Below are 15,159 nucleotides of genomic sequence, written 5' to 3' on the forward strand. Positions count from 1 at the left end.
TAGCGCCAGCTGATTTGAGGTAACACATCCCCGTGAATGTTGATTTGCACTGCCATAGCACGGCCTCCGATGGCGCCCTGGCGCCTGCGGTTCTGGTTGCGCGAGCGTTCGAGAAAGGCGTGCGAGTCCTGGCCTTGACCGATCACGACACCCTCGAGGGCCTCGATGAGGCCCGCAGCGCGGCGACTGCGCTGGGGATGCAACTGGTCAACGGCGTCGAATTGTCCTGTACCTGGGGCGGCGCGACCATTCACGTGTTGGGCTATGGTTTCGACGTCAACGCCGCGCCGTTGGTCGAGGCCATCGCAAGATTGCACGACGGCCGCTGGCTACGGTCCGAAGAAATTAGCCGCAAGTTAGCGCTCAAAGGCATGCCAGGAGCGCTGGAAGGTGCCCGGGCCATCCAGCAGGAACTGGGCGACAGCGGCAACGCGCCGGCCCGCCCGCATTTCGCTGACTGGATGGTGCGTGAAGGTTTCGTCAAGGATCGCGCCGAAGCGTTCCGCAAATGGCTGGGTGCCGGCAAACTGGGGGACGTCAAGCAACACTGGCCGACCCTGGAAGACACCGTCGAAACCCTGCGAGCCGCGAAGGCCTGGGTCAGCCTGGCGCATCCGTGGCACTACGATTTCACTCGCAGCAAACGTCGTCGCCTGATTGCCGACTATATTCAAGCAGGGGGCCACGCTATCGAAGTGGTCAATGGCCATCAGCCCGCCGAGCAAGTGGGCAGCCTGGCAATTCTAGCCCGCGAATTCGGTCTGCTGGTCAGCGCCGGCAGTGATTTTCATGGCCCTGGAGGCTGGTCCGAGATCGGCGAATACCGCCCGCTTCCGGAGGATCTGCCGCCACTGTGGTGTCGATTCAAACATGACCCAATTATTGCCGCCGTCTGAACAGGTAGAGAATGTGAGTCAATTTTTCCAGATTCATCCGGAAAACCCGCAAGCGCGCCTGATCAAACAGGCTGTCGAGATCATCCGCAACGGCGGGGTGGTGATTTATCCCACAGACTCTTCCTACGCCATTGGTTGCCAGATCGGTGACAAGAATGCCGTGGAGCGTGTGCGCCGGTTGAGACAGCTGGACGAAAAGCACAACTTCGCGCTGATTTGCAGCGACTTGTCGCAATTGGGGCTCTTTGCCAAGATCGACACCGGCACCTTCCGCCTGCTTAAAGCTCACCTGCCGGGGCCTTACACCTTCATTCTCAACGCCACCCGCGAAGTCCCGCGACTGTTGTTGCATCCGAAAAAACGCACCATCGGCCTGCGCGTGCCGAGCCATCCGATTGCCCTGGCGCTGCTGGAGGAACTCGGCGAACCGCTGATGAGCGTGACGCTGATCATGCCCGGTGACACCGATCCGTTGACCGATCCTTACGAAATGCGTCAATTGCTCGAGCATCAGGTTGACCTGATCATCGACGGCGGTTTCGGCGGGATCAAGGCGTCCACCGTGATCAACCTCGCCGACGGCGAGCCAGAAGTGATCCGTGTCGGTTGCGGCGACCCTACGCCGTTCATGGCCGAGGCGTAGATGTCTGCAGTAGAACCCGTTGTCGACAGTCAGGCCGGAGCCCAGCAAGAGCTGCCCTTCGCCATGGTCTATGGCCAGGCGGTCATGGAAATGCCGCTGGACCTGTACATTCCGCCGGACGCATTGGAAGTCTTCCTTGAAGCGTTCGAAGGCCCCCTCGACCTGCTGCTGTACCTGATCCGCAAACAGAACATCAACATTCTCGACATCCCGGTGGCGGAAATCACCCGGCAATACATGGGCTATGTCGAGTTGATGCAGTCGGTGCGCCTGGAGTTGGCCGCCGAGTACCTGGTCATGGCCGCGATGCTGGCCGAGATCAAATCGCGGATGTTGCTGCCGCGTGCCGAAACGATCGAGGCCGAAGAAGACGACCCTCGCGCCGAACTGATCCGCCGCTTGCAAGAGTACGAACGCTTCAAGGCCGCTGCCGAAGGCATCGATGGCCTGAGCCGTGTCGGTCGCGATGTGGTGGTGCCCAAGCTGGATGCCCCGCAAGCCCTGGCGCGCAAGTTGTTGCCGGACGTGCGTCTGTCAGAGTTGCTGCTGTCCATGGCAGAGGTGCTGCGCCGTGGCGACATGTTCGAAAGCCACCAGGTCAGCCGCGAGGCGCTGTCCACGCGCGAACGCATGAGCGATGTGCTGGAACGGCTCAAGGGCGGTGGTTTCGTGCCGTTTGTCGAGCTGTTCACCGCTGAAGAAGGGCGTCTGGGGGTGGTGGTGACCTTTATGGCGATTCTCGAACTGGTCAAGGAATCCTTGGTCGAGCTGGTGCAGAATGAGCCGTTCGCGGCGATCCATGTCCGGGCCCGAGCCGAATAACGAGTTGAATCATGAACCTGACTGAACCCCGTGAGCTGGCGCCACTGCTTGAAGCCTTTCTGTTGGCCTCGGGAAAACCGCAATCGCTTGAACGCCTGTTCGAACTCTTCGAAGAGGGCGAGCGGCCAGAGCCGCCAGTCTTCAAGAAAGCCCTGTCGATTCTCGCCAAGTCCTGCGACGGCCGCGCCTTCGAGCTGAAGGAAGTGGCCTCCGGGTATCGCTTGCAGATCCGCGAAAAGTTCTCGCCGTGGGTGGGACGATTGTGGGAAGAGCGCCCGCAGCGTTATTCCCGCGCCATGCTCGAAACCATGGCCCTGATCGCCTATCGCCAGCCGATCACCCGGGGCGAAATTGAAGACGTGCGGGGCGTGGCGGTTAACAGTCACATCGTCAAAACCTTGCTGGAGCGCGAGTGGATTCGCATCGTCGGTTACCGCGACGTGCCCGGTAAGCCGGCGATGTTTGCGACCACCAAGGCGTTTCTTGATTATTTCAACCTGAAAAACCTCGACGATTTGCCGCCGCTGGCTGAATTGCGCGAGCTTGAACCTGATCCGGTGCTCGATTTCGACGACGCGCCGGTGCCTGCCGGTCTGCAAGAGTTGGCCGACGCCAGTGCCGAGCTGGAAGAGCCGAAGGAAGAAACCAGTTTCCACACCCTGTTGCTGGAACTGGACACCATGGAGGAGGGGCTCAAGACCGACTTTGACGATCTGATGCGCGATGAAGCGGTGACTCAGACAGAAGAAGGCCTGGATCAGCCTGAGCCTGAAATCGAAGTTGAACTTCAGGTAGAGCCCGAAGCCACGGTCGAAGAAGAGCAGGAAGACGATGTGCTTGGCGTCGCCGAAGCTCGCGAAAAACTCCTGGCCGCCGTCGCTGCGCTAGAACAGCAGAAACCCGAGCCCGAGTTGACCGACGAAGAAGCCGAAGCCAAGGCCCTCGCCGAAGCGATCGAGGCCGAACGCCGCGAATTCGAAGACGATTAACCTGACTGATCGTTCCCACGCTCTGCGCTCATCGTTCTACACAACTCTCGATGAGCGCACGCTGGGCGTCTAATGCGATAACAAACTCACGTATTCGTTGCATCCCTATCCACATGGCCTTGGGGCCGGGAGGTCCGTCATTTTTACGCCCCAAGTAGCCTCCCAGGCTCGTGACCAGTAAAACCATTTCTCCTAAAGAAGGGGGCGCAGTGGGCGGTTGGCACCGTTTGACCACGATATAGGCTGCTTTCCACTCCGAAGCCTCAAACACCATCTCGCAGCTTAGATCGGGACAAGCACGTCCCAGCATCAGGCTGTACAGCACACGCCAGGTCGTGATCAGGTACAAACCAATGCAGGGCAACAACCGTTCCTCGGTCTCCAGCTGCAATCGACTGACCTGACAACCATTCTTCAGCACATTGAAAAACACTTCGATAGACCAGCGTACCCCGTACCACTCAACCACGGTGCTCGCCTGCTCCAGGCTAGTGACCGGCAGACTGGTCAGCAGCAGCCACTCCAGAGGTTCAACACCGTCTATGGCGTTTTCTTCACGGGCCAACACAGCATTGATCGAGACGCTGGGCAATTTATAACCCGGCCTGTCGGGGGCACGCAGGGTCACGGTTGCCGCGCGCAAGGTGACATCAGCCAGTCGGGCGGGGCGCTGGGGACGAGCTTTGACTTCAACCTTGAGTGTTCCCAAGGACGGTGCCTGATCCAGTGCCGACCACAACTTCCCGTTGTCAGCCCCCAGCAAGCGCCTGTCTTGAGCCGCCCGCACGATCCATTGGGCCCGGGTGTCTGGACTGAACTCTTGATGATCAACAAACCATTCGTACAGATCGCCCTCAGCATCGGCGAGGTTGACCACCAGGGTCTGCGGTAGCTGCCCCTGAATCGCGCAACTGGTTTGATAACTGTCAATCCAGCGCTGACTCTCTTTCTCATCAATCCCTTTATCTCGGCGCTCATGGCGGGGGCTCGGTTTATCGCGGCTCCACCACTGAGCATCGACGACGCCCAGACAAATACGTTCGGGGGTAAAGGCAATGGTTGGGTGCAGACGTCGAGAAAACTTCTTCTGCGCCTTGATCGTGCCCATCCCTTTGGGACCGAGATTGACCCATTTGTCCATCTCGGTCGTGTCTTGCGCCAACAGCACCACGGGACTGCTTTGCATCCGTTGCAGGGTCGCGTCCTGATGGGGCCGCAACACCTTCTGGAACGTGACTTTCTCATTATCAAGAAATCGATAAGCCGCCGTGGTTTCTGCCAGCCCTCGACAAGCGGTCGGGATGCTGTTGCCGGGATGATCGGCTAGGCGTCCTAAAAAGCTGGCGAGCCTGGCATTTAAACGGCCATCACCCAAGTCGGCGGTTTTCATTTCGTCCTGTGCCCAATTCAATCTTCGTTCTCCATTTCTTCGAGTTTCAAAAATACTTGAAAACAGAGTTATGTAGAACGATGAGCGCTCTGCGTGGGAATGCCGCCACGGACGCTCCGCGTCCGCTGTGACGCAGAGCGTCACGGGATGCATTTCCACGCGGAGCGTGGGAACGAGCGGAATGAAAAAATGAGCTCGGTCCTCGCCGAAGCGTCGCTCAGGCTGATCAAACTGGGTGCCACCGGTCGGCGGAAAAATAAGTAAGTCTCGATTGATCAGCTAGTCTCTGATGCGCGAACGTTCCCATGAGCGTATGATTCGCGACCCTTCGGCGATCCCTTTGCCCAAGTACCCAGTTTCATATCGCTTCAGGCCAGGCCTGAACAGACCACACCGGGAGGTGCCCAGATGAGTATCAACGACCAGAAAGACGACCAGGAAATCGGCCCAGCAGGCGAAAAACTGCAGAAAGTCCTCGCCCGTATCGGCGTCGGCTCGCGCCGTGACGTAGAAGCCTGGATCAGCCACGGCCGCATCAAGGTCAACGGCAAAGACGCCACCCTTGGCCTGCGTGTCGACCTGCATGACGCCATCACCATTGATGGCAAGGTGATCAAGCGCGAAGAAGCCGCCGAGTCGGTACGCCGCGTGATCATGTACAACAAACCCGACGGTGAAATCTGCACCCGTGACGACCCTGAAGGCCGTCCGACCGTGTTCGACAAGATGCCGCGCCCGAAAGAAGGCCGCTGGATCAACATCGGTCGTCTGGACATCAACACCACTGGTTTGCTGATGTTCACCACCGACGGTGAGCTGGCCAACCGCCTGATGCACCCTTCCTACGAAATGGACCGTGAATACGCGGTGCGTGTCCGTGGCGAAGTCGATGACGAGATGATCGAGCGTCTGAAAGCAGGCGTCGTCCTCGAAGACGGCCCGGCCAAGTTCACCGACATCAAGCAAGCTCCAGGTGGCGAAGGTTTCAACCACTGGTACCACTGCGTGGTGATGGAAGGTCGCAACCGCGAAGTCCGTCGTCTGTGGGAATCCCAGGGCCTGGTGGTCAGCCGTCTGAAGCGCGTGCGTTTCGGTCCGGTGTTCCTCAACTCCGACCTGCCGATGGGTCGCTGGCGCGAAATGAGCCAGTACGAAGTCGATATTCTGAGTGCTGAAGTCGGCCTGACCCCAGTGGCCATGCCGCAAATGAACGCCAAGAGCAAAGACAAGCTTGAGCGTATGCAGCGTAAATCGTCCCGCCCGGTCGGCAAGACCGAGCGTGTGCGCACGCTGCGTCCGGCGGCTGGCGCTCCGGCTGCCGGCCCACGTCCAGCACGTGAGCCGCAGATCGAAGGCGATCGTCCGTCCCGCAAACCCGCCGCCCCACGTGCGGATGGCGAGCGCGGTCCACGCACGCCGCGTCCGGCCAACGGTCGCACTGAGCGTGGCGAAGGTCGCGGTGCTCCAAGCGGCGGTCGTAGCGATCGCGGTGCTCCAGCCGGTCGCGGTACGCCAGTGGCAGACCGTCCTTCTGATACCAAGCGACCGGCCAAGCCAGCGCCGAAGAAACGTCCAGGCATCGTTCTGGTCGACAAGGACGCGCCATCGGGCAAGCGCCGTGGTGCGCCAGCCGGTTCGGGCCAGCGCCCGGGCTTCGGTCGTCGCAAGCCTGAGTAATTGGTAAGCGCCGCATAAAAAAACGCCAACCCTCGGGTTGGCGTTTTTTTTTGTCTGGCTGATCGTTCCCACGCTCTGCGTGGGAATGCATCAATGGACGCTCCGCGTCCGCTTCGGAAGGGACGCGGAGCGTCCCGGGCTGCGTTCCCACGCAGAGCGTGGGAACGATCGTTTAGAACACAAACCGCCCATCAAACACCGGCTCATCATCCAGCGCCAACACCCCACTGGAAAAGATCAGGTCCAGATGATGGCTTCCCTTCGCACCACCGCCCAGCCCAAGATGCAGACCGCAATGGCGCTCCTCGAACCCGGCATTGCGCGCATACAGCGCCTTCACGCCTTCATTGGTGCCGATCCCCAACTCCTCAATGCGCCGATTGGATGGGTTGGCCTCCAGGTACTTGTTGAAGTCATGTTCCAGCCCCGGCACATCGGTGGCGATTTTGCTGATGGTCGAGTTCTCGATCCACAGTTCCAGCGGTGACTCCAGCACCCCGTATTTGCGGGCAAAGGGAATAGTGCTGAGAAAAGTCCCCATGAACTTGACCCGCCCGTTAATGGCTTCGCTGTGCGTGGCAATTTCACCGGGCGCCAGGTCGAAGTTGCCGACACCGTTAATGTCGGTCCACTTCTTGATGCTGCTCAACGGTGTTTCGAACCATGAACCATGATCATCTTTGAAACTTAGCGTGGTGGCGTGAGACATGCGCTGGATCAAGTGGCTATTCAACCCGGCAATGCGCTGCGGGGTGACACTGAACGTGTCGTAGAAGTAATCGCCGTAATCCTTGAACAGCAGCGACTTCTTCCAGTTCTCGGCCATCACGCCTTGCAGCGCGCGGACAAATTCCGGGCCGTCGGGGCGTGGGTTGGGCAGGGTGGAAGAGTCGTAGAAGAAAATATACAGATCGCTGTCGGCTATCGCCTGGGCCAGCACTTGCGTGGGTTCCAGATCCAGTCGCATCGTGCTGAAACCGAAACGCTGGCTGTCACCGGCCTGTTCGGCGATGGCGCAGGTGTGTGCCGCGTAATCAGCCGTGTGGCCGAGTAAAACCTTCGCCGGGTTGATTCCGGCAAGGGCAGGGTGGTGTTCGAGGTAGTAAAGGAAATGCGAGATGGCGCGTTGCTTATCCATGTAGTCCTCCCTGACAAACCGAGAAAAAGTGGCAGGCACAACCGGCCGGATCATGCCTGCCGGGCCTTTCTTACAAAGGCCACATCGCCGTGCCGAACGGAACAACCGCGTCGGCTTGCATCATTTCAACGGCGGCTTCATGGGTCGGTGCTTCAAACCAATCGTCCAGCTGCAGTTCAGTTTCCAAGTCTTTGTCCAGTGCTTGCATGGTGAATCTCCTTGATGACTTTTGAGTAAGAACAACTTGCCAATCGATGCTGCTTGGCAAGTCGCTGAAACCTAGTTCAGAGGTTTTTGAAATGCAAAAAAATAATTAAATAAGATTTATTTGAACTTTTTATTCTGTTTTATAAGAAGCATTTTGTTAATAAAAAACAAAAAACTAACTCGGCCTTTTCTTAAGGAAACGTCCTACCGTCAATTTGCAGTCAGCCTACAGCCAGATCTGATTCGGAAAATTTACGTTACGGCATGTAAAGAAATGCTGACGAAATCAAGCCTCAAACCCCTTGGTTTGACGATTATGGAACGAATGTAAGGAAAACCTTCCGCCCCATAGCCAATCAACTCATTCGCAGGGCTCTGGCCCGCTTGTTTCAGACGCGCTTGAAGGGTGAGATGCGCCTCATGCCTGTCGTGCAGGTGCATAACAAGAAGGAGGCGCAATGAACGCCGTGACTCATCTCCATCCCTCCCCATGGGGCGATTTTTCCGTCGCTCCCGTCAAAGACCTGCAAAGGTCTGACTCAATTTTTTGCAGCCGCTCGAGACCCTCGAGGCGAACACAGGCAGTCCCGGCAAACGACACGTTGATCCAGCGGTGTCTGGCAGCAGGGGGTTACAGGTGTACAATGCGCCGCGTTTTAACTGTGACCTCCTGCGCATCTGCGTAAACCTCAAGGCTATCCGCCTTGTTCACTCCGCCGCGTCACGAGCGTGTCGGGTTCGATTTCGTCACAGATAAAAACAAACAGGTGACGCATGACCGTTGTAAATACGCTGAACGTGAGACCCTTTTCATGAGTGGACAAAACTCGCATTCAGGCGAGCTGAAACGCGGCCTGAAAAATCGCCATATTCAACTGATCGCCCTCGGTGGCGCGATCGGTACCGGGCTGTTCCTCGGCTCGGCCGGCGTCCTGAAATCCGCCGGTCCGTCGATGATCCTCGGCTACGCCATCTGCGGCTTCATTGCTTTCATGATCATGCGCCAGCTCGGCGAAATGATCGTCGAAGAGCCGGTGGCCGGTTCCTTCAGCCACTTCGCCCATAAGTACTGGGGTGGTTTCGCCGGTTTCCTGTCGGGCTGGAACTGCTGGATTCTGTACATTCTGGTGGGCATGTCGGAGCTGACCGCGGTCGGCAAATACATCCACTATTGGGCGCCGGACATCCCGACCTGGGTATCGGCAGCCGGCTTTTTCGTTCTGATCAACCTGATCAACCTGGCCAACGTGAAAGTCTTCGGTGAGGCCGAGTTCTGGTTCGCGATCATCAAGGTCGTGGCCATCGTCGGCATGATCGCGCTGGGCAGCTACCTGCTGGTCAGCGGCCACGGCGGCCCGCAAGCGTCGGTGACCAACCTCTGGGCCCACGGCGGCTTCTTCCCGAATGGCGTCAGCGGTCTGGTGATGGCCATGGCGATCATCATGTTCTCCTTTGGCGGCCTGGAAATGCTCGGTTTTACTGCAGCGGAAGCCGACAAGCCGAAAACCGTGATCCCGAAAGCCATTAACCAAGTGATCTACCGGATCCTGATTTTCTATATCGGTGCGCTGGTTATCCTGCTGTCGCTGACGCCATGGGACGCTCTGTTGGCTACCCTGAACGCGTCGGGTGATTCCTACAGCGGCAGCCCGTTTGTCCAGGTGTTCTCGATGCTCGGCAGCAACACCGCCGCGCACATCCTCAACTTTGTGGTCCTGACCGCGGCGCTGTCGGTGTACAACAGCGGCACCTACTGCAACAGCCGCATGCTGCTGGGCATGGCCGAGCAGGGCGATGCGCCGAAAGCCTTGTCGAAGATCGACAAGCGCGGCGTGCCGGTGCGTTCGATCCTTGCTTCGGCGGCGGTGACGCTGATCGCGGTGCTGCTGAACTACCTGATCCCGCAAAACGCGCTGGAACTGTTGATGTCGCTGGTGGTGGCCACTCTGGTGATCAACTGGGCGATGATCAGCTTCTCGCACTTCAAGTTCCGCCAGCACATGGACAAGACCCAGCAAACGCCACTGTTCAAGGCGCTGTGGTACCCGTACGGGAACTACATCTGCCTGGCGTTCGTGGTGTTCATTCTCGGCGTAATGCTGCTGATTCCGGGTATCCAGATCTCGGTGTATGCGATTCCGGTGTGGGTGGCGTTCATGTGGATTTGTTACGGCATCAAGAACAAGCGCAGCGCCCAGCACGCGTTGCAGGCTGCAGTGAAATAATTCAGCGCGCAGACACAACAAACCCGGCCATGTGCCGGGTTTGTTATTTTCGGGATTTACACAAATCCCCTGTGGGAGCGGGGCTTGCCCGCGATTCAGGCGCTGCGGTTCATCAGGCATACCGCGTCATCGTTCATCGCGGGCAAGCCACGCTCCCACAGGGGCCGCATTCCTGCAGTCTATTCGCGGTATCCTGCGCGTTCTGAATACGGACGCTTTTCCATGCTGGTGATTTCCAACAACGTGCATCTGCCGGATGCCGAAATCGAGTTGACCGCCATTCGTGCCCAGGGCGCGGGGGGGCAGAACGTCAACAAGGTCTCCAGTGCCGTGCACCTGCGCTTCGATATTCCGGCCTCGTCCTTGCCTGAGTTCTACAAGGAACGGTTGCTGGCGTTGCGTGACAGTCGCATCACCAGCGAAGGGGTGTTGATCATCAAGGCCCAGCAATATCGCACGCAGGAAGCCAACCGTGCCGATGCGCTGGAACGGCTGACCGAGTTGATCCTCAGTGCCACCAAGGTCGAAAAGAAACGTCGCCCGACCAAACCGACCCTCGGTTCGAAGAAGCGTCGGCTGGAATCAAAGACCAAACGCGGCAGCATCAAGGCCGGACGCGGTAAGGTCGACTTCTAACGCGCGTCTCTTTCTTCGCGATACTTTGGCGCTTGCCGGTACAGATAAACGCTAAGCATCAGCCCGCTTAAAGCGGCGAGTGCAGCGAACAGGAAGATCGAGGCAAAGCCAAAGCCTGCCGCAACCGCACCCGCCACCGGCCCGGTGATCCCCAGCGACAAGTCGATGAACAACGAATAGGCCCCGACCGCGGCACCACGGCTGGAGGCTGGCACCAGGTTGACTGCTTCCACACCCAGCGCGGGGAACACCAGCGAGAAGCCGAACCCGCTCAGCGCCGCACCGGCCAGTGCCCAATGAGCATCTGGTGCCAGCCATAGCAGCAGCAAGCCGAGGGTTTCCACCGACAGGCAGGCAATCGCCACGCGAAAGCCGCCGAGGCGGTTGATCAGGTTGCCGAACAGCAGCCGCGCACCAATGAAACTGGCACCGAACAGGCTCAAGCAAAGGACCGCATTGGACCAATGCTGAGTGGCGTAATAGAGGGTGATGAAGGTGGCGATGGTGCCGAAGCCGATCGAGCCCAGCGCCAGACCGCAACCATGTGGCAGCACTCGCCCCAGCACATGCATGAACGGCAAGCGTTCACCGACAACGATCGGCGCGGCGGTTTTCGGCCAGGCTAGCACCAGGCCGAGGACGGCCAGCAGCACGATGCTCACGCCCATGCTCCACAAGCCCAGCTGACTAACCAGCAGCACACCCAACGGTGCACCGATGGCGATGGCGCCATAACTGGCGATGCCGTTCCAGGAAATGACCTTGGCAGTGTTCGCCGCGCCGACCCGGCCGATGCCCCAGCCGATCGAGCCGGAGCCCACCAGGCTTTCCGCGCTGCCGAGCACCAGACGGCCGATCAGCAGACTGATCAGACTCAAGGTCGGCAGGCTCTGGGTCCAGGCCGAAATCAGCATGAACACTCCGCTCAAACCGCAACCGGCGAGGCCGTACATCACCGCGAGTTTGCTGCCCTTGTTGTCGATGATTTTCCCGGCATACGGACGGCTGAGCAGGGTGGCCAGGTATTGCACGCTGATCACCAGACCAGCGATCACCGCACCGAAGCCCAGATCGCTGTGGACGTAGCCCGGCAACACGGCCAGGGGAATGCCGATATTCAGGTAGCCGATGAAGGTGAACAGGACGATGGAAACGACTTGCAGCGTGACCGCCAAGGGGCGCTGGTTTTCAGACATGGGTAAAAGGTCCACGGGGAAGCAGGATAGATAGGTTGCTTATGATAGCGGCGCGAGCGGCGCGAGCGGCCGTGGGGCGTGGAAAAGTAAAACTATTTGCCGGGCGGGGTTATTCGGGTTTGGCGGGGGCAACCAGTTGCGTCGTGACCAAGGCGGCCAGGGCGTTTTCTTCGCTGCCGAAACGGGCGAGCAACGCAGCTTGTTTCTCGGGGGACAGGCGATTCCAGATCTCGATCATCTTCTCGGCAGTGCCGATCAGGACGCTGGCTTGGGTCTCGCTGAATTCATCGGTCATGGTGTGGAACTCGGGGTTCAGGCGGTGTGGAAAGCGCATGTTAGCGCTTTCCACACGGTCTGGCATTGCAGGTGTTTCAGTCTTCGCTGTCGGCCTTGCGGCGTTCAGTGGCTTCTTTCGGCTCGGGCTGTTGGGCTCCGGCTTGTTGCGTGGGCGTCTGCTCAGTTTCGTGCAGGCTTGGGAAGGGGAGATTAGGGATCTCGTGCATATCGCGCTCCTCGCAAAGTCTGTTGATAGATCTGGTAGATCCGCGCTTTTAAAAAAGCCTGCGAAGGATACAGCAGGAGAAAAGACAAATAGTCTTTTATATCCAATTGTTGCGACGGATGGGGTTGTCTAGACAGGTCGGCAGGAGACGCATGATCGTTCCCACGCTCTGCGTGGGAATGCAGCCCGGGACGCTCTGCGTCCCTTTAAAGCCGGACGCGGAGCGTCCGTTGAGGCATTCCCACGCGGAGCGTGGGAACGATCAGTGGACGGCGGGTTTATTTACAGACTTCAGCGATTGCCTCGGCCAGCAGATCCAGACGCGTCGCATCAATCCCGGCCACGTTGGCCCGGCCTGAGTTGACCATGTAAACACTGTGATGATCACGCAGTTGCTTCACCTGGTCCGGCGTCAACCCGGTGTAGGAAAACATTCCGCGCTGCACGCCGATGTGCGCAAAGCGCTCGCGCAACCCATGAGGTTCAAGCGCTTCAACCAAACCGCTGCGCAGTTGAGCGATACGTAAACGCATGGCTTCCACTTCGTCAGCCCAGAGGCTTTTCAGCTCTGGATCACCGAGGATGGTCGCCACCACCGCAGCGCCGTGATCCGGCGGTGTCGACCACAAGTTGCGGGCGATGTTGGCCAGTTGGCTGCGGATGTCCACTAACTTGTCAGCGGTTTTCGCGCAGACAATCAGCGCGCCTGTGCGGTCGCGGTACAGGCCGAAGTTCTTCGAGCAAGAACTGGTGATCAGCACTTCCGGCAACGCGGCAGCGAACAAGCGGGTCGACCATGCATCCTGTTCCAACCCATCGCCGAAGCCCTGGTAGGCGAAGTCAATCAGCGGCAACAAGTCGCGACTGCGCACCACCTCCAGCACCCGGCGCCAGTCGTCATGGGATAGATCGAAACCGGTCGGGTTGTGGCAGCAGGCGTGCAGCAGCACTACATCGCCTTTCGGCGCTTCTTTGAGTACCGCGAGCATCGCTTCGACGTCGAGGCGGTTATCGCTGCCGACGTACGGGTAATGACTGACCTTGACCCCGGCCGCCGCGAAGATGGTTTCGTGAATCGGCCAGGTCGGGTTGCTCAGCCACACGCCACGGCCGGGAAGGCACTGGGCGATAAAGTCGGCGCTCAAGCGCAGCGCGCCGGTGCCGCCCGGCGTTTGCGTCGCGCCGGCCCGTTGTTCGGCGATCAGCGCGGAGTCGGCGCCGAGTACAAGCTCGTTGATGGCCTTGCTGAACGCCGGTCCGCCGTGGCCACCGATGTAGGTTTTGGTGGTCTGACGATCCACCAGACGTTGCTCGGCGAGCTTCACGGACTGGGGAATCGGTGTCAGGCCCTGGGCATCTTTATAGACGCCCACGCCGAGGTCGAATTTGCGCGGGTTTGGGTCCTGCGCATAGGCCTCCATCAGGCCGAGAATCGGGTCGCCGGGTACTCGACCTATGGCGTCGAAATGCATTATTTGCGGCCCTCGGCGTCCTTGGCCACTTCGTCAGTGCGCGCGGCCATGATGAAGTCGTTGCGATGCAGGCCTTTGATGGAGTGGCTCCACCAGGTCACGGTGACTTTGCCCCATTCGGTGAGCAGGCCCGGGTGGTGACCTTCGGCCTCGGAGATTTCACCGACAGCGTTGGTAAACGCCAACGCGTGCTTGAAGTTCTTGAACAGGAAAACTTTTTCCAGCTGCATCACGCTGTCGCGTACTTCAATGTTCCAGTCAGGAATCTGCTTGATCAGTACCGGCAGTTCTTCGTCGCTGACCTGAGGCGCGCCGGCTTGGCAGGCTTCACAGTGGGCTTGGTTCAATGTGGACATGATGGGTTCCTGAAATCGAATTATTGGAATTCGGCCGTCAATTCACCACGCTAAACCAAAGCGTCGGTTCCTGACAGGCTCACTTGATTCTAAAAGCTACGGATCACGCAGCTTTTGGTTTTGGCGGAAATTTCGGTGCGTGCAGACCCAACTGCATGCCTTGCTTGACCATACCCATGATGTCTTCGTGGGCGAGGTCGAACAGGCGCTTGAGGTTCGGCAGGGCAAAGTACAGCGGTTGCAGGATGTCGATGCGGTACGGCGTGCGCATGCATTCAAGCGGATCGAAAGCCTGATGCTCAGGTTCGTCCGACAGGCAGTAAACGGTTTCTTTCGGCGAGGAGAGAATGCCGCCGCCGTAGATGCGCAGGCCTTCTGGCGTGTTGACCAGACCAAACTCGATGGTCATCCAGTACAGACGCGCCAGATACACGCGTTCTTCCTTGGAAGCCTGTAGGCCAAGTTTGCCGTAGGTGTGGGTAAATTCGGCAAACCAAGGGTTGGTCAGCAGCGGACAGTGGCCAAAAATCTCGTGGAAAATGTCCGGCTCTTGCAGGTAATCCAGCTCTTCGCGGGTACGAATAAACGTCGCTACCGGGAACTGCTTGTTGGCGAGCAATTCGAAAAAGGTCTGGAAGGGGATCAGTGCGGGTACCCGGGCGACCTGCCACCCGGTGGTTTCACCGAGGACCTTGTTGATCTCACCGAGTTGAGGGATGCGGTCGTGGGGCAGACCGAGTTTTTCGATACCGTCCAGGTATTCCTGGCACGCACGCCCTTCGATCACTTTCAGTTGACGAGTGATCAGCGTGTTCCACACCGCGTGTTCTTCGGCGGGGTAGTCGATAAAACCTTGCGCATCGGGCTCGCGAGCCACGTATTGCGTCTGCTTCATGCTGCTCTCCTGCTAGGGGATTTCGTTCTTGTTATGTCCTGCTATGGACCTAGAAATACCTCAAGAAATGCGGAGTTGCAGCACGTGAGTCGCGCTGTGCGTAGGAAAATTCGTC

16 protein-coding genes are annotated in these 15,159 nt (G+C 58.8%); 7 read left to right on the top strand and 9 right to left on the bottom strand.

The genetic code is table 11. The features are described from left to right. Positions 1 to 32: 32 nt before the first annotated feature. The 4 genes from ACYZT5_RS32645 (at position 33) to scpB (ending at position 3,350) form a co-directional block, all read left to right on the top strand. On the top strand, positions 33 to 896 hold the full coding sequence (locus ACYZT5_RS32645; RefSeq protein WP_149632172.1) for a PHP domain-containing protein: 864 nt from the start codon (positions 33 to 35) through the stop codon (positions 894 to 896). Between the two features lie 13 nt (positions 897 to 909). Beyond that, positions 910 to 1,539 carry an L-threonylcarbamoyladenylate synthase gene (locus tag ACYZT5_RS32650; protein ID WP_031318536.1) on the top strand — a complete coding sequence of 210 codons (630 nt, stop codon included), beginning with the start codon at positions 910 to 912 and terminating at the stop codon, positions 1,537 to 1,539. Between the two features lie 123 nt (positions 1,540 to 1,662). Then, a complete protein-coding gene (locus ACYZT5_RS32655) occupies positions 1,663 to 2,361 on the top strand; it encodes a segregation and condensation protein A (protein WP_282380816.1) in 699 nt (232 codons plus the stop codon). A gap of 11 nt (positions 2,362 to 2,372) precedes the next feature. Next, positions 2,373 to 3,350, top strand: coding sequence for an SMC-Scp complex subunit ScpB (gene scpB / locus ACYZT5_RS32660; protein WP_462048962.1), 978 nt, complete (start codon positions 2,373 to 2,375; stop codon positions 3,348 to 3,350). 28 nt (positions 3,351 to 3,378) lie between these two features. Here scpB and ACYZT5_RS32665 read toward each other — a convergent pair whose 3' ends face one another. Further along, complete coding sequence (locus tag ACYZT5_RS32665; protein WP_462047420.1) at positions 3,379 to 4,740, bottom strand: IS4 family transposase; 1,362 nt, start codon at positions 4,738 to 4,740, stop codon at positions 3,379 to 3,381. A 408-nt stretch (positions 4,741 to 5,148) separates the two neighbouring features. Between ACYZT5_RS32665 and rluB the strand changes: the two genes are divergently transcribed. Continuing rightward, positions 5,149 to 6,417, top strand: a complete 1,269-nt coding sequence (gene rluB, locus ACYZT5_RS32670) for a 23S rRNA pseudouridine(2605) synthase RluB (protein WP_462048963.1) — start codon at positions 5,149 to 5,151, stop codon at positions 6,415 to 6,417. 172 nt (positions 6,418 to 6,589) lie between these two features. On the opposite strand, the gene ACYZT5_RS32675 is transcribed toward rluB, so the two are convergent. Further along, the gene (locus tag ACYZT5_RS32675) at positions 6,590 to 7,555 is read right to left on the bottom strand and encodes a M29 family metallopeptidase (RefSeq protein WP_462048964.1); all 966 of its coding nucleotides are present in this window, start codon (positions 7,553 to 7,555) and stop codon (positions 6,590 to 6,592) included. A gap of 70 nt (positions 7,556 to 7,625) precedes the next feature. After that, on the bottom strand, positions 7,626 to 7,763 hold the full coding sequence (locus ACYZT5_RS32680; protein ID WP_170219177.1) for a hypothetical protein: 138 nt from the start codon (positions 7,761 to 7,763) through the stop codon (positions 7,626 to 7,628). An 811-nt stretch (positions 7,764 to 8,574) separates the two neighbouring features. Between ACYZT5_RS32680 and ACYZT5_RS32685 the strand changes: the two genes are divergently transcribed. After that, positions 8,575 to 9,987 carry an amino acid permease gene (locus tag ACYZT5_RS32685; RefSeq protein ID WP_462048965.1) on the top strand — a complete coding sequence of 471 codons (1,413 nt, stop codon included), beginning with the start codon at positions 8,575 to 8,577 and terminating at the stop codon, positions 9,985 to 9,987. Positions 9,988 to 10,209: 222 nt separating this feature from the next. Beyond that, a complete protein-coding gene (arfB, locus tag ACYZT5_RS32690) occupies positions 10,210 to 10,623 on the top strand; it encodes an alternative ribosome rescue aminoacyl-tRNA hydrolase ArfB (RefSeq protein ID WP_008010994.1) in 414 nt (137 codons plus the stop codon). On the opposite strand, the gene ACYZT5_RS32695 is transcribed toward arfB, so the two are convergent. From ACYZT5_RS32695 to phhA, 6 genes are all read right to left on the bottom strand, one after another. After that, entirely contained in the window at positions 10,620 to 11,819 is a 1,200-nt protein-coding gene (locus tag ACYZT5_RS32695) for an MFS transporter (RefSeq protein ID WP_462048966.1), read from the bottom strand. The two genes, arfB and ACYZT5_RS32695, sit on opposite strands and share 4 nt — an antisense overlap. 109 nt (positions 11,820 to 11,928) lie before the next feature. After that, positions 11,929 to 12,114: a hypothetical protein gene (locus ACYZT5_RS32700; protein WP_462029911.1), complete on the bottom strand. Its 186-nt coding sequence runs from the start codon at positions 12,112 to 12,114 to the stop codon at positions 11,929 to 11,931. Positions 12,115 to 12,190: 76 nt separating this feature from the next. Continuing rightward, positions 12,191 to 12,322 carry a hypothetical protein gene (locus ACYZT5_RS32705; RefSeq protein ID WP_008156098.1) on the bottom strand — a complete coding sequence of 44 codons (132 nt, stop codon included), beginning with the start codon at positions 12,320 to 12,322 and terminating at the stop codon, positions 12,191 to 12,193. 277 nt (positions 12,323 to 12,599) lie between these two features. Beyond that, a complete protein-coding gene (locus tag ACYZT5_RS32710; RefSeq protein ID WP_462048967.1) occupies positions 12,600 to 13,793 on the bottom strand; it encodes an amino acid aminotransferase in 1,194 nt (397 codons plus the stop codon). Further along, on the bottom strand, positions 13,793 to 14,149 hold the full coding sequence (locus tag ACYZT5_RS32715; RefSeq protein WP_129442142.1) for a 4a-hydroxytetrahydrobiopterin dehydratase: 357 nt from the start codon (positions 14,147 to 14,149) through the stop codon (positions 13,793 to 13,795). The genes ACYZT5_RS32710 and ACYZT5_RS32715 overlap by 1 nt, the downstream gene beginning before the upstream one ends. A gap of 103 nt (positions 14,150 to 14,252) precedes the next feature. Beyond that, positions 14,253 to 15,044, bottom strand: a complete 792-nt coding sequence (phhA, locus tag ACYZT5_RS32720; protein WP_449642425.1) for a phenylalanine 4-monooxygenase — start codon at positions 15,042 to 15,044, stop codon at positions 14,253 to 14,255. Positions 15,045 to 15,159: the final 115 nt, after the last annotated feature.

The organism is Pseudomonas sp. LB3P14, assembly GCF_054898045.1.